This window comes from Bradyrhizobium sp. MI1.11 (assembly GCF_055811255.1).
This window is the reverse complement of the sequence record NZ_JBVVPM010000005.1, coordinates 139309-153647: the sequence shown is the minus strand read 5'-3', so window position 1 is coordinate 153647 and position 14339 is coordinate 139309. Positions and strand designations below refer to the sequence as shown.

Annotated in this window: 11 protein-coding genes; 10 read left to right on the top strand and 1 reads right to left on the bottom strand. The window is 63.9% G+C overall.

The window, feature by feature from the left end; translation table 11 throughout:
- Positions 1-4 precede the first annotated feature (4 nt).
- The 7 genes from AC0L30_RS07380 to AC0L30_RS07350 all read left to right on the top strand — a co-directional run bounded on the left by AC0L30_RS07380 (position 5) and on the right by AC0L30_RS07350 (position 9781).
- Positions 5-883, top strand: coding sequence for a branched-chain amino acid ABC transporter permease (locus AC0L30_RS07380; RefSeq protein ID WP_007599708.1), 879 nt, complete (start codon positions 5-7; stop codon positions 881-883).
- A gap of 2 nt (positions 884-885) precedes the next feature.
- Positions 886-1902 (top strand): branched-chain amino acid ABC transporter permease, encoded by a 1017-nt coding sequence (locus tag AC0L30_RS07375; RefSeq protein ID WP_007599707.1) that lies wholly within the window; start codon positions 886-888, stop codon positions 1900-1902.
- A 31-nt stretch (positions 1903-1933) separates the two neighbouring features.
- Positions 1934-3169 carry an ABC transporter substrate-binding protein gene (locus AC0L30_RS07370; RefSeq protein ID WP_007599706.1) on the top strand — a complete coding sequence of 412 codons (1236 nt, stop codon included), beginning with the start codon at positions 1934-1936 and terminating at the stop codon, positions 3167-3169.
- 120 nt (positions 3170-3289) lie between these two features.
- Entirely contained in the window at positions 3290-4516 is a 1227-nt protein-coding gene (locus AC0L30_RS07365; protein ID WP_354200447.1) for an ABC transporter substrate-binding protein, read from the top strand.
- 239 nt (positions 4517-4755) lie between these two features.
- Positions 4756-5985 (top strand): ABC transporter substrate-binding protein, encoded by a 1230-nt coding sequence (locus tag AC0L30_RS07360; protein ID WP_007599704.1) that lies wholly within the window; start codon positions 4756-4758, stop codon positions 5983-5985.
- Positions 5986-6178: 193 nt separating this feature from the next.
- Positions 6179-7462 (top strand): glycerate kinase type-2 family protein, encoded by a 1284-nt coding sequence (locus tag AC0L30_RS07355; protein ID WP_354200448.1) that lies wholly within the window; start codon positions 6179-6181, stop codon positions 7460-7462.
- Positions 7463-7684: 222 nt separating this feature from the next.
- Positions 7685-9781 (top strand): putative bifunctional diguanylate cyclase/phosphodiesterase, encoded by a 2097-nt coding sequence (locus tag AC0L30_RS07350; RefSeq protein ID WP_354200449.1) that lies wholly within the window; start codon positions 7685-7687, stop codon positions 9779-9781.
- A gap of 60 nt (positions 9782-9841) precedes the next feature.
- Here the strand turns inward: AC0L30_RS07350 and AC0L30_RS07345 are convergent, their stop codons facing one another.
- Positions 9842-10363, bottom strand: coding sequence for a MarR family winged helix-turn-helix transcriptional regulator (locus AC0L30_RS07345; protein WP_219682933.1), 522 nt, complete (start codon positions 10361-10363; stop codon positions 9842-9844).
- A gap of 176 nt (positions 10364-10539) precedes the next feature.
- Here AC0L30_RS07345 and AC0L30_RS07340 point away from each other — a divergent pair, with 176 nt between their 5' ends.
- The 3 genes from AC0L30_RS07340 to AC0L30_RS07330 are packed head-to-tail and all read left to right on the top strand — an operon-like array spanning position 10540 to position 14085.
- The gene (locus tag AC0L30_RS07340) at positions 10540-11580 is read left to right on the top strand and encodes a branched-chain amino acid ABC transporter permease (RefSeq protein ID WP_354200450.1); all 1041 of its coding nucleotides are present in this window, start codon (positions 10540-10542) and stop codon (positions 11578-11580) included.
- Positions 11581-11587: 7 nt separating this feature from the next.
- The gene (locus tag AC0L30_RS07335) at positions 11588-13357 is read left to right on the top strand and encodes a branched-chain amino acid ABC transporter ATP-binding protein/permease (RefSeq protein ID WP_354200451.1); all 1770 of its coding nucleotides are present in this window, start codon (positions 11588-11590) and stop codon (positions 13355-13357) included.
- A complete protein-coding gene (locus tag AC0L30_RS07330) occupies positions 13354-14085 on the top strand; it encodes an ABC transporter ATP-binding protein (RefSeq protein ID WP_007599691.1) in 732 nt (243 codons plus the stop codon). Before AC0L30_RS07335 ends, AC0L30_RS07330 begins: the two co-directional genes overlap by 4 nt.
- Positions 14086-14339 lie beyond the last annotated feature (254 nt).

The following is a 14339-nucleotide window of genomic DNA, read 5'->3' as shown; positions in this document are numbered from 1 at the left end:
CACGATGGAGCTGTTCACCAACCAAGTGCTGGCCGGCATCGCCACGGGCGCGATCTACGCCTGCATGGCGCTCGCCGTGGTCATGATCTATCAGGCGATCGACCATCTCAACTTCGCTCAGGGCGAGATGGCGATGTTCTCGACCTTCATCTCCTGGCAGCTGATGCAATGGGGCATCCCCTATTGGGCCGCCTTCGTGATCACGCTGGCATTGTCCTTTGTCGGCGGCATCGCGATCGAGCGCATCCTGTTCAAGCCGCTCGCCAAGGCGCCGGTGCTGACCAACGTCGCCGGCTTCATCGCGCTGTTCGCGATCATCAACTCCTCGGCAGGCCTGATCTGGGACTTCACCATCAAGCAGTATCCGACCCCGTTCGGCTCCTCGCCGTTCCTCGGTAGCCAGCTGATCTCGACCCACCAGGCCGGCATGATCGGCGTCACCGTGCTGCTGCTGCTCGGCCTCTACTTCTTCTTCCAGTACACCAAGATCGGCCTCGCCATGCGCGCGGCCGCCTCCGTGCCTGAATCGGCGCGGCTGGTCGGCATCAACACGAGCTGGATGATTGCGCTGGGCTGGGGCATGGCGTCCGCGATCGGTGCGATCGCCGGCATGCTGATCGCACCGGTCGTGTTCCTCGAGCCCAACATGATGGGCGGCGTGCTGATCTACGGCTTCGCTGCGGCGGTGCTCGGCGGATTGACCAGCCCGTTCGGCGCCGTGGTCGGCGGCTTCCTGGTCGGCGTCTTCGAAAACCTCGCCGGCACCTACATTCCCGGCGTCGGCAACGAGCTGAAGCTTCCGATCGCGCTCGCGCTGATCATTTCCGTCCTGGTCGTCAAACCCGCTGGCCTGTTCGGCCGGCAAATTGTCAAGCGAGTTTGATCATGAGCGCTGCAGAAGACGTCGTCACGGAAGCCCCGGCCGTCGAGGCGGTTCCGAAGCGGGCGATGACGCTGGGCACGGGCACCTCCCTGCTAGTGCTGGCGGTGCTGTTGATCGTGCCGATGTTCGTGAAGAACTTCATCATCTTCCAGATGACGATGCTCCTGATCTACGGGCTCGCGGTGCTGGCCTTGAACATTCTGACGGGCGGCTCCGGCCAGTTCTCGCTCGGCCAGAGCGCCTTCTATGCCGTGGGCGCTTATACGTCGGCGGTGCTGATGGAGTACTTCAACGTCAACTATGCGCTGACAATTCCGGTTTCCGCCGCGGTCTGCTTCGCCTTCGGCTACCTGTTCGGCAAGCCGGCGCTGCGGCTGTCGGGCGTCTATCTCGCGCTCGCGACCTTTGCGCTTGCCACCGCGATGCCGCAGCTACTGAAGCTGAACTTCCTCGAGCACTGGACGGGCGGCGTGCAGGGCCTCGTCGTCACCAAGCCCGACGCGCCGTTCGGGTTGCCGATGTCGCAGGACACCTGGCTCTACTACTTCTCGCTCGCGGTCGTGCTCGCGATCTACATCTTCTCGGTGAACCTGCTGCGCTCCCGCTCGGGCCGCGCCTTCATGGCGATCCGCGACAACGAGATCGCGGCCTCCTCGATGGGCGTCAACGTCGCACTGTACAAGACACTGGCCTTCGGCGTGTCCGCCGGCATCACCGGCGTTGCCGGCTCGCTTGGCGCCATCGCCGTGCAGTTCGTCGCGCCCGACAGCTACACGATCACGCTCGCGATCTCGCTGTTCCTCGGCATGGTCGTCGGTGGCGTCGGCTGGCTGCCCGGCTCGTTCGTCGGCGCAGCCTTCATCATCTTCGTGCCGAACATGGCGGAGGGCATCTCCAAGGGCCTCTCCGGCGCCGTATTCGGCGTACTCCTGTTCGCCGTCATCTACCTGGTGCCGCACGGCGCGAGGCAGATCGCGATCATGGGCCAGCAACTCGTCGGCCGGCTCAGAAAGAACTGACAACCCGTTGATTAAGCCAAGGAGACCCGAATTGTTTTTTGAAAGAACACTGCGAACCGCTGCGCTGGTAACGGCAACGGCGGTCATCACTCTCACCTCCGGCGCCGCTTTTGCCCAGAAAAAATACGACACCGGCGCGTCCGATACCGAGATCAAGATCGGCAACATCATGCCGTACAGCGGTCCGGCGTCGGCCTATGGCATCATCGGCAAGACCGAAGAAGCCTATTTCAAGATGATCAACGACAAGGGCGGCATCAACGGCCGCAAGATCAACTTCGTCACCTATGACGACGGCTATTCGCCGCCAAAGGCCGTGGAGCAGGTCCGCAAGCTGGTCGAGAGCGACGAAGTGATCGTCGTGTTCAACCCGCTCGGCACGCCCTCGAACAGCGCGATCCAGAAGTATCTGAACGCCAAGAAGATCCCGCAGCTGTTCGTCGCCACCGGCGCCACCAAGTGGAACGACCCGAAGAACTTCCCCTGGACCATGGGCTGGCAGCCCTCCTACCAGAGCGAAGCGCAGATCTACGCGAAATGGCTGTTGAAGGAAAAGCCCGACGCCAAGATCGCGATCCTCTATCAGAACGACGATTTCGGCAAAGACTACCTCAAGGGCACCAAGGACGGCTTGGGCGCCAAGGGCGCGTCCATGATCATCATGGAAGAAAGCTACGAGGTGTCCGAGCCCTCGATCGACGGTCACATCGTCAAGATTAAGGCGGCCAATCCCGACGTGCTCCTGATCTACGCGACGCCGAAGTTCGCGGCCCAGACCATCAAGAAGACCGCGGAGCTGAGCTGGAAGCCGCTGCAGATCCTCACCAACGTGTCGATCTCGGTCGGCAGCGTGATGAAGCCGGCCGGCTTCGAGGCCTCACAGGGCGTGCTGTCGGCGGCCTATGCCAAGGACTCCACGGACCCGCAGTGGGCCAACGACCCCGGCATGAAGAAGTGGAACGAGTTCGTCGACAAGTACATGCCGGGTGCCGACAAGTCCGACACCAGCATGGTCTATGGCTACGGCGCAGCGTCGACGCTGGCCAAGGTCCTGGAGATGTGCGGCGACGATCTGACCCGGGCCAACATCATGAAGCAGGCGGCCTCGTTGAAGGATTTCGCACCGGACACCTTGCTGCCCGGCGTCAAGATCAACACCGGCCCCACCGACTTCGCCCCGATCGCGCAGCTCCAGATGCAGCGCTTCAAGGGCGAGAAGTGGGAACTCTTCGGCGAAATCATCAGCGGCGACATCGCCACCGAGTGACGCTCTGACGCAATAGTCCGACACCTCGAGAAGCCCCCGCGAACGATCGCGGGGGCTTTTTGTTGACGTCCCGCATCAATCTTGTTCAATGCGGCGGCGATCCGTTCCGGGTGGAGAAAGATGACTGCCGTTCGATTTCAGGTTGCGGGCGTACTGGCCGCATTCGCGTTGTGCACTGCGATGAGCGGCCCAGCCCTGGCGCAGAAGAAATACGACAGCGGCGCTTCCGATACCGAGATCAAGATCGGCAACATCATGCCCTATAGCGGCCCGGCCTCCGCCTATGCGGCGATCGGCAAAGCCGAGGAAGCCTATTTCAACAAGATCAATGCCGAGGGCGGCATCGCCGGCCGCAAGATCAAGTTCATCTCCTACGACGACGGCTATTCGCCGCCGAAGACGGTGGAGCAGGCCCGCAAGCTGGTCGAGAGCGACGGGGTGCTGCTGATCTTCGGCTCGCTCGGCACCTCCACCAACGGCGCCATTCGCAAATACATGAACGAGAAGAAGGTGCCGCAATTGTTCGTGGCGAGCGGCGCTTCGAAGTGGAACGATCCGAAGCAATATCCCTGGACCATGGGCTGGCAGCCGAGCTACGCGAGCGAGGCGCGCATCTACGCCAAGTACATCATGAAGGAGAAGCCGGACGGCAAGATCGGCGTGCTCTACCAGAACGACGATTTCGGCAAGGACTATCTCAAGGGGCTGAAGGACGGCCTTGGGCCCAAGGCCTCGATGATCGTGCTGGAAGACGGTTACGACACTTCGGAGCCGGCGATCGACGAGCACGTCGTGAAATTGAAGGCCTCCGGCGCCGACATCTTCGTCAGCATCACCACGCCGAAATTTGCAGCGCAAGCGATCAAGAAAGCGGCCGAGATCGGCTGGCATCCGGTCCACATCATCTCCAACGTCTCGGCTTCCGTCGGCGGCGTGCTCGAGCCGGCGGGGCTCGAGATCTCGCAAGGCATCCTGTCGGCGAGCTACACCAAGGACGGCTCCGACCCGCAATGGAATGCCGATGACGGCATGAAGAAGTTCTACAACTTCCTCGCCAAATACGATCCCAAGGCCAACAAGCTCGATGCCGGCGTGGTGTTCGGCTATGCCGCCGCGCAGACCATGGTGAAGGTGCTGCAAATGTGCGGCGACGACCTCACCCGCGACAACGTCATGAAGCAGGCGGCAAGCCTGAAGGATTTCGAGCCCGACACCCTGTTGCCCGGCATCAAGATCAACACCGCAGCCGATAATTTCGCCCCGATCGAGCAGCTCCAGATGATGCGGTTCAAAGGCCGGAAATGGGAGCTGTTCGGGGACATCATCTCGAGCGAGCTCGGCCACTGAAGCCACGCAACTCAAACTCGCTCCAGATCGGTTCGTCAACTCAGGCGGATGCACCTTCTCGCAGTCGCACACGAGCGCGCGCCGGTCCGTGACTACTAAAGAAGCAGCCCCTGCGCCCCCGCCGCAGGGGCTTTCTGTTGAAGGCGTCCGGTAAATCGTATTGAATTGCGGCTGCGTCAGCAAAAACAGGCAACACAAGAAAAGGGACGCGCACACACCAAGAAAATAGGGAGATAGGAATGCCCGCTGTCACCGGCAAACTTGCGGCCGCCTCACTCGCGCTCGCGCTCATTGCGGCCTCGGCCTCCACTGCATCGGCCCAGAAGAAATACGATACCGGCGCGACCGATACCGAGATCAAGATCGGCAACATCATGCCCTACAGCGGACCGGCCTCCGCCTACGGCATCATCGGACGGACGGAAGCGGCCTATTTCAAGAAGATCAACGACGAAGGCGGCATCAACGGCCGCAAGATCAACTTCATCAGCTACGATGACGCCTACTCGCCGCCGAAGACGGTGGAGCAGGCGCGCAAGCTGGTCGAGAGCGACGAGGTGCTGTTCATCTTCAACTCGCTCGGCACGCCGCCGAACTCCGCGATTCACAAATACATGAACTCGAAGAAGGTGCCGCAGCTCTTCGTCGCGACCGGCGCCACCAAGTGGAACGACCCGAAGGATTTCCCCTGGACCATGGGCTGGCAGCCCAATTACCAGAGCGAGACGCAGATCTACGCGAAATGGCTGCTCAAGAACAAGCCGGATGCCAAGATCGCCGTGCTGTTCCAAAACGACGATTACGGCAAGGATTATCTCAAGGGCCTGAAGGACGGCCTCGGCGCCAAGGCCGCGTCGATGATCGTCATGGAGGAGAGCTACGAGACCTCCGAGCCGACCATCGACAACCACATCGTCAAGCTGAAATCGACCGGCGCCGACGTCTTCATGAACATCACGACGCCGAAATTCGCGGCGCAGGCAATCAAGAAGAATGCCGAGATCGGCTGGAAGCCGCTGCACTTCCTCAACAACGTCTCGGCGTCCGTCGGCAGCGTGCTCAAGCCCGCCGGGTTCGAGAACTCGCAGGACATCATCTCCGCCGACTACCTGAAGGACATTTCGGATCCGGCGTGGAACAGCGATCCCGGCATGAAGGACTTCGTCGCGTTCATGAACAAGTACTTTCCGGACGGCGACAAGCTCGACCACGGCACCATCGTCGGCTACGGCGTGGCGCAGACCCTGGTCCAAGTCCTCAAGCAGTGCGGCGACGATCTCACGCGCGCGAACGTCATGAAGCAGGCCGCCAGCCTGAAGAACTTCCGCACCGAAGTGCTGCTGCCGGGCGTGCAGATCAACACCTCTCCGACCGACTTCGCGCCGATCAGCCAGCTCCAGCTCGAGAAGTTCAAGGGCGACAAGTGGGAGCTGTTCGGTGACGTGATCAGCGCCGACGTCGGCGGCTAACCGCCTGATACCCACGACGATGAAAACCCCCTGCGAACCATCGCAGGGGGTTTTTGCTTGCGCGTCGATTATGATCACGCGATTGCACAATCGAATGATGGTGAAGCCGGCTTACGCTTTGGCGCATGATGCGGTAGGCAGGTGAGCGGCGCGTTTGCCGCCAGTCTTTCCTGTCCGCTCAAGGCCCTTCGTCATGTCCGATCGACGCCCCCTGCTCCGCGCGCTCTACGACGCCGCCGTTGCCGCCGCTCATCCGAGCACGATTCTGGCGCCGCACCTGCGGCCCGCGCCAAGGGGACGCGTGATCTGTCTCGCCGCCGGCAAGGGCGCGGCCGCGATGGCCGCCGCCGCCGAGCGGCATTATCTCGACGCGCTCGGGCTCGCGCCGGAACGTCTCGTCGGCATCGCCACCACGCGACACGGCTACGGCGTGCCGACGCGCCGCATCCGTGTGGTCGAGGCCGGTCATCCCGTGCCTGACGAAGCCGGCCTGAAGGGCGCGGCCGATACGCTCGCGCTCGCAGCCGAGGCCGGGCCGGACGATTTGCTTTTGGTGCTGCTCACCGGCGGCGGCTCGGCGAACTGGATCGCGCCCGTGGACGGCATCAGCTTCGCGCAGAAGCAGGCGGTCAACAAGGCGCTGCTGCGCTCCGGCGCGCCGATCGGCGAGATGAATGTCGTGCGCAAGCATCTGTCGCGGATCAAGGGCGGGCGGCTGGCGCGCGCCGGCAAAAATGCCGCCGAGATCGTGACGCTTGCGATCTCCGACGTGCCGCATGACGACCCCTCGGCGATCGCCTCGGGTCCGACCGTGCCCGATCCGACCACGCTCAATGATGCGCGCGCCATCGTCGCCAAATACAAGCTCGACATCGACGATGCCGTCCGCCGCGCGCTGGACGACCCCGCCAACGAGAGCTGCAAGCCCGGTGATGCCGCGTTCGCGCGCGCGCATTTCGAACTGATCGCACGTCCGAAGCAATCGCTCGACGCTGCGGTGAGGCTCGCGCATGAGGCCGGTTACGAGACGATCGATCTCGGCGCCGACCTCGAAGGCGAGGCCCGCGACGTTGCCGCCGCTCATGCCAGGCTGGCGCTTCAGGCCCGCGCGGAAGGCAAGCGCGTCGCGATCCTGTCCGGCGGCGAGCTCACGGTCACCGTGCGCGGCAATGGCCGCGGCGGCCCGAACCAGGAATACACGCTGGCGCTCGCCGGCCTCTTGAAGGACACGCCTGACATCTCCGCGCTCGCCGGCGACACCGACGGCGCCGATGGCGGTGCCGGCAACCCCACCGACCCCGCCGGCGCGCTGATCGACGCGGCGACGTTCGCGAAGATGACGGCGCAGGGGCTGCAGCCGCAGGCCTATCTCGACAACAACGACGCGACGACGTTCTTCGAGGCGACGGGCGACCTGTTGCTGCCGGGTCCCACGCTGACCAATGTGAACGATATCCGGGTGATCCTGGTCGACTGACACGGCGGCATCGCCATCCCGCCGGCACCGCGCGCGGTTCGGCGGGACGACATGGTTAACGATCTCTGAATTCTCGTCGGCGTCCTCTTTTCCAGGGGGCGGGCATCGCCGCCCTTAACCTCGCGTTCGCCGCAGTTTCAGGAACATGTCCCGAAACTGGGCGAATTGTTGGGCTGATTCACCACCGCCTGCTCTAATCGCGTCGTTTCGGGGGCAAGGCGCATGGCGGAGAATGATCAGGAGGTCGCAAGCATTGATCCGCTCGTGCTCGGCGAGCTGCTCAAGTGCGCCGCCAATAATCTGTGGCTCGGGATCATCCTGTTCGGCAGCGACCGCAGGGTCATTTTCTGCAATCCGCGCTACCGCGAGATGTACGCGCTCTCGCCCGAGCAGGTGCACCCGGGCACGCCGATCAAGGACCTGATCCAGCATCGGCTCGAACTGGGCCTGAACATCGGCGGAGAAGCCGGCGCCTATGTCCGTGCCCGCACCGAGGGTTCGGTCGTCAGCGAGCAGACGGTTCAGCAGTTCGCCGACGGACGAATCATCGCCTACACCATCCATCCCCTGCCCGACGGCGGCGGCATGGCGACGCACGAGGACATTACAGAGCGCGAAGAGCTCAGTGCGCGGCTACAGGAACGCAATTTCCAGTTCGACATCGCGATCAACAACATGTCGCAGGGACTTTGCTTCTTCAGCGCCGACCATCGGCTGCTGGTCTGCAACACGCACTATATCGAAATGTACGGCCTGCCGCCCGACCGCGTTCGTCCGGGCACGCCGCTCCAGGAGATCCTCGACCTGCGCTTCGAAGCCGGCAGCGTGCCGACAATGACGCGGGAGGAATACGCCACATGGCGGACCGATGTCGCCACGTCGGCCGAGGCCATGGACAGCATCGTCGAGATGCGGAACGGGCGGACCTTCAAGATCAGGCACCGACCGATGCCCGATCTCGGATGGGTCGCGACCCACGAAGACATCACCGAGCAGCGCAAGGCGGAATTGCAGATCGCGCATATGGCGCACCACGACGCGCTGACGGACCTCGTCAATCGCGCCCTGCTCGGTCAGCGCCTCAAGCAGGCGCTCGAACAGGGTGGGATGTTCGCGATCCACCACATCGATCTCGACAAGTTCAAGGCCGTCAACGACACCCTTGGCCACCAGGCCGGCGACATCCTGCTGCAGGATGTCAGCCGCCGCCTCAAGCAGCTCGCCCGCGACAGCGATACCGTCGCGCGTATGGGTGGCGATGAATTCGTCATCCTCCAGTCGCCGATCTCCGATTCGAACGAAGCGGACACGCTGGCGCGTGATGTTGTCAGCGCCCTGAGTGCTCCGTTCGGGCTCGACGGACATCAGGCTATTGTGGGCGCGAGCGTCGGGATCGCCATTGCGCCCGGCGACGGCTCGACGCCCGAGCAACTCCTGCACAATGCCGATCTGGCCCTGTATCGCGCGAAAAGCGACGGCCGCGGCATGCACTGCTTCTTCGAACCGGCCATGGGCGAAGAGGCGCAAAGCCGCCGCGCGCTGGAGCAGGACCTGCACAACGGCCTTGCCGCCGGCGAGTTCGAACTGCACTACCAGCCGGTCGTGAAGACCGACGGCGGCGAGATCAGCGGCTTCGAAGCCTTGATCCGCTGGCGACATCCACGACGCGGACTGGTCGCGCCGAACAGCTTTATCCCGCTTGCGGAAGAGATCGGCCTGATCGTGCCGATCGGTGAGTGGGTGATCCGGCAGGCCTGTGCCACTGCAAGCCGGTGGCCGGACCATCTGCACGTCGCCGTCAATATCTCGGCGGTGCAATTCCGCCAGCCGGGCCTGACCGAGGTGATCGTCGGCACCCTGGCGGCCTCTGGCCTCGATCCGCGGCGGCTGGAGATCGAGATCACGGAAAGCGTTTTGCTGCAGGACAGGCACGGGACGCTGACGACGCTGCACCAGCTCCGCGCGCTGGGCATCAAGGTCGCCATGGACGATTTCGGCACCGGTTATTCGTCATTGACCTATCTGCAATGCTTCCCCTTCGACAAGATCAAGATCGACCGGTCGTTCGTCAGCGGCGTGGAAAACAATGCGGCATCCCTCAGCATCGTGCGCGCGGTGGCGGCACTGGCGCGCGGGATGGGCATGACGACGACCGCGGAGGGCGTGGAGACCGAGGAGCAAAGGGATCGGATCGCAGCGGAGGGCTGCACCGAAATGCAGGGCTATCTGTTCAGCCCGCCCTTGCCCGCCGTGGAAATCGAGCGCCGTTTCCTGTCCGCGGAAGCACCTGCCATGCCCGACCGGTTCGCTGCGGCATAACCGCGGCCAGCCCGCCCGCGCTTCCGGGTTTGATGCCCGGTCGCCGGGGGCAATCAACCGTCAAAACTCGTTGGCGATCTTCGAGAGCATCCCGAGCAGGGCTGCGCGGTTGGACGGCCCGAGCACCTCGTTCAGCCGCGCCTCGTGCTTGGTGGCGACGAGCTTCTTGGCGCGGGCCAGCACGGCCTTGCCCTTGTCGGTCAGCACCAGGATGTGCGAGCGGCGGTCGTTGGTGGAGCGGATCCGCGCGCAAAGGTCGCGGCTCTCGAGATTGTCGAGCATCGCCACGAAGTTCGGGCGCAGGATGCCGAGGGTGGAGGCGATCTCGGTCTGGTTACGGCCGGGGTTTTTCTCGACCAACAGCAGCACTGAGAACTGCGCCGGCGTGAGCTGGAGCGAGGCCATGCAGCGCAGGAAGTTCTCGAACACCTTGAGCTGTGCCCGCTTCAGGACATAGCCGAGCTGCTCCGAGAGCTCGCCGAGCTGGAGGGCTTCGCCAGGCCCGTCGGCCGCGTCCTTGCGGCCCTTGGCGGTCTCGGCGGGTTTTTCAGAGGACTTTTCAGCGGTTTTGGAAACGGTCATCGCCTCATGCTCGCAATCCCGTTAAGTTCGGGAGGATCGTTCGCCACTCTTGATGTTATATTTGATAATTGTTATGGACCATATCAAATATCGTCAGCGCTGTTCAATGGCTGTGAGCGGACCGTCCACCACAATCAGGGGACCGGTCCTGAATCTTTGAGGGGGAGCGTCCGGTCTTGAATACCACCATCATGCTGTTCCTGCTGCAGGACGGCATCACCAATGGCGCGATTTATGCGCTGCTCGGCCTGGCGCTGGTGCTGGTGTTCGCCGTCACCCGCGTCATCCTCATCCCGCAGGGCGAATTCGTCACCTATGGCGCGCTGACCTATGCCTCGCTGGCCGCGGGCCAGATGCCGGGTACGGCGAAACTCGCGCTCGCCCTGGGCCTTGGCGCCTTCGCGTTCGACCTGTTCGCCGCGCGCAAGGCGCTGCACGGGCGCCTGGTGCTGCGCAGCATCCTGACCAACATCGTGCTGCCGGCCATCGTGCTGGCGCTGACTGTCTACTACGCCGCTCAGAAGCCGCCGGTTGCGGTCTGCATCGCGCTGTCGCTGGTGATCGTGGCGATGATCGGCCTGTTTCTCTACCGCATCGCATTCCAGCCGCTGGCGCACACCTCCGTGCTGGTGCTGCTGATCGCCTCGGTGGGCGTCCATCTCGCACTTCAGGGTTTAGGCCTATTGTTCTTCGGCGCCGAAGGTCAGCGCGGACCTGCCGTACTGTCGGGATCTTTCACCACCGGCGCGCTGCGCTTCACAGGCCAGAGCATCACGGTCTACGGCATTACCATCGCCTTCATCGTCGGGCTGTGGCTGTTCTTCGGGCTGACACTCTACGGCAAGGCGCTGCGCGCGACCGCCGTGAACCGGCTCGGTGCCCGGCTCGTCGGCATCCGCACCACGCTATCCGGGCAGATCGCCTTCCTACTGGCGTCCGTCATCGGCGCACTGTCGGGCATCATGATCGTGCCGATCACGACGCTCTATTACGACTCGGGCTTCCTGATCGGCCTGAAGGGCTTTGTCGCCGCGATCATCGGCGGGCTTGTCAGCTACCCCCTCACCGCGGTCGCGGCGCTGGTCGTCGGCATCGTCGAGGCGTTCTCGTCCTTCTATGCCTCCAACTACAAGGAGGTGATCGTTTTCATGCTCTTGATTCCCGTGCTGCTGCTGCGCTCGCTCGCAGCGCCTGCGGTCGAGGAAGAGAAGGACTGACGCCAAAATGCAGAGCCGGCTCCCCATCCTCATCTTCGCGCTGATTATGGCGGCGATCCCCTTTGTTCCGGGCATGCCCCCGTTCTGGATCGTGCTGCTCGACAATGTCGGCCTCACCGCCCTGGTCGCGATGGGCCTCGTGCTGCTGACCGGCGTCGGCGGCCTGACCTCGTTCGGACAAGCGGCCTTCGTTGGCTTCGGCGCCTACACCACCGCGGTGCTGTCAACGACCTACGGCATGTCGCCCTGGCTAACGCTACCGCTGTCGCTGGTGGTCAGCGGATTGCTGGCGGTGCTGCTCGGTCTCGTCACGGTCCGTCTCTCCGGCCATTATCTGCCGCTCGGCACGCTCGCCTGGGGACTCGGCTTGTTCTATCTCTTCAGCAAGCTCGAATTCCTGGGAAGAAACGACGGCATCTCGGCCATCCCGCCGCTGTCGATCGGCTCGTTCAAAATGCTCTCGCCCGGCTCGATCTACTACGCGATCTGGGTTGCCGTGATCCTCTCGGCGCTGCTCACGATGAACCTGCTGGACTCCCGCACCGGCCGCGCCATCCGCGCGCTCCGGCGCGGCCATGTCGCGGCCGAGGCGTTCGGCGTGCACACGCCGCGGGCGAAAATGCTGGTGTTCATCCATGCGGCCGTGCTCGCCGGCCTCTCCGGCTGGCTTTACGCCCATCTTCAGCGCGCGGTGAACCCGACGCCGTTCGGCGCGCAGGCCGGCATCGAGTATCTCTTCATCGCCGTGGTCGGCGGCGCCGGCTATGTCTGGGGTGGCGTCCTGGGCGCAGCGCTCGTCGTGGTCCTCAAGGAAGTGCTGCAGAGCTATCTGCCGCTGATCCTGCCCGGCTCCGGCCAGGTCGAGACCATCGTGTTCGGCATCATGCTGGTGGCGCTGCTCCAGCTCGCACCCGGCGGCGTCTGGCCCTGGCTGATGTCGTTCCTGCCACAGCGCACCGGTGGCAAAAAGCCGGACACCTCGCTCAAGCTGGAGCAGCGCACCCGCTCCCCCGGCCAATCCAGCGTCCTGCTTCAGGTCGAGAAGGCCCGGAAGCAATTTGGCGGCGTGGTCGCGGTGAACAACGTCTCCTTCGACGTCCTGGCTCGCGAGATCGTCGCGCTGATCGGCCCCAACGGCGCCGGCAAGAGCACCACCTTCAACCTGATCACCGGCGTGCTGTCGGCCACCTCAGGCTCGATCTCCGTGCTCGGCAACAAGGTCGACAGGGCACCGCCGCAGGAGATCGTCAAGCTCGGCATCTCCCGCACCTTCCAGCACGTCAAGCTGGTGCCTGACATGACCGTGCTGGAGAACGTCGCGATCGGCGCCCATCTGCGCGGCCATTCGGGGCCGATCTCCTCGATGCTGCGGCTCGACCGCACTGATGAGGCAAAGCTGCTCGCCGAAGCCGCCCGCCAGATCGAGCGGGTCGGACTTGGCGAGCAGATGCATCAGCTCGCAGGCTCGCTTTCGCTGGGACAGCAACGGATCGTCGAGATCGCCCGTGCGTTGTGCGTCGATCCGATGCTGCTGCTGCTCGACGAGCCGGCCGCCGGCCTGCGCCACATGGAGAAGCAGCGGCTCGCGAGCCTCCTGCGGGAGCTGCGCGACGGCGGCATGAGCGTGCTGCTTGTCGAGCACGACATGGGCTTCGTCATGAACCTCGCCGACCGCATCGTGGTGCTCGATTTCGGCACCAAGATCGCAGAAGGAACGCCGGCCACGATCAAGACCAATCCCGAAGTGATCAAGGCCTATCTCGGAGTGGCGGCATGACCGCGCTGTTGTCCGTCGCCGACGCCCATGTCGCCTATGGCAAGGTCGAGGCCGTGCGCTCGGTCTCGCTCGAAGTCGGCCAGAACCAGATCGTCACCATCGTCGGCGCCAATGGCGCCGGCAAGACCACGCTGCTCTCCGCCATCATGGGCATCTTTCCGCTGAAGGGGCGCGTGGCATTCGCAGGTCAGGATCTGTCGCGACTCGACATCGAGGACCGCGTCGCCATGGGACTTGGCCTCGTTCCCGAGCACCGCGAATTGTTCGTGACCATGAATGTCGAGGACAATCTCGAGTTGGGGGCCTTCCGCATCGAGAGAAGCAAGGCGAAAGCCTCGATGGAGCGGGTCTACGCGCTGTTTCCGCGGCTCAAGGAACGGCGCAAGCAGCTCGCCGGCACGCTCTCCGGCGGCGAGCAGCAGATGCTCGCAATGGGCCGCGCCCTGATGGGCGAGCCCAAGCTCCTGATGCTGGACGAGCCGAGCCTCGGCCTCGCCCCGATCATCGTCGCCGACATTTTCCGCATCGTCACCGAACTGCGCGCCGCCGGCGTCTCCGTACTGCTGGTCGAGCAGAACGCGCAGGCCGCATTGAAGATCGCGGATCAGGCCTATGTCATGGAGCTCGGCGAGTTCGTGCTCAGCGGTAAGGCCAGCGACATTGCGGCGAACGAGCGCGTCGCCGCCAGCTATCTCGGCTTCCAGCACGAAGGCGCGAGCGGGCTGTAAGTTCGAGAAATTGCTGACGCCGCACGCGCTGTCTTCTTCCCTTCTCCCCTTGCGGGAGAAGGTGGCGCGAAGCGCCGGATGAGGGGTATCTATCTAAACGGAAAGTGCTTCATTCGTGGAGAGAGGCCCCGCCCCCCGCGGGGGGGGCCCCCCCCCCCCCCCCCCACCCCCCCGCGGGGGGGGGGGCCCCCCCCCCTAGCACGAGCAGTTAAATGGAAGTTAAAAAAAAAAAACCCCCGAAGACCCCAAACCCC

Excerpts from the sequence above, each read along its gene's own strand:
- AC0L30_RS07380 (WP_007599708.1), top strand. The coding sequence starts at position 5 with ATGGAGCTGTTCACCAACCAAGTGCTGGCCGGCATCGCCACGGGCGCG.
- AC0L30_RS07375 (WP_007599707.1), top strand. The coding sequence starts at position 886 with ATGAGCGCTGCAGAAGACGTCGTCACGGAAGCCCCGGCCGTCGAGGCG.
- AC0L30_RS07365 (WP_354200447.1), top strand. The coding sequence starts at position 3,290 with ATGACTGCCGTTCGATTTCAGGTTGCGGGCGTACTGGCCGCATTCGCG.
- AC0L30_RS07360 (WP_007599704.1), top strand. The coding sequence starts at position 4,756 with ATGCCCGCTGTCACCGGCAAACTTGCGGCCGCCTCACTCGCGCTCGCG.
- AC0L30_RS07355 (WP_354200448.1), top strand. The coding sequence starts at position 6,179 with ATGTCCGATCGACGCCCCCTGCTCCGCGCGCTCTACGACGCCGCCGTT.
- AC0L30_RS07350 (WP_354200449.1), top strand. The coding sequence starts at position 7,685 with ATGGCGGAGAATGATCAGGAGGTCGCAAGCATTGATCCGCTCGTGCTC.
- AC0L30_RS07345 (WP_219682933.1), bottom strand. The coding sequence starts at position 10,363 with ATGACCGTTTCCAAAACCGCTGAAAAGTCCTCTGAAAAACCCGCCGAG.
- AC0L30_RS07335 (WP_354200451.1), top strand. The coding sequence starts at position 11,588 with ATGCAGAGCCGGCTCCCCATCCTCATCTTCGCGCTGATTATGGCGGCG.
- AC0L30_RS07330 (WP_007599691.1), top strand. The coding sequence starts at position 13,354 with ATGACCGCGCTGTTGTCCGTCGCCGACGCCCATGTCGCCTATGGCAAG.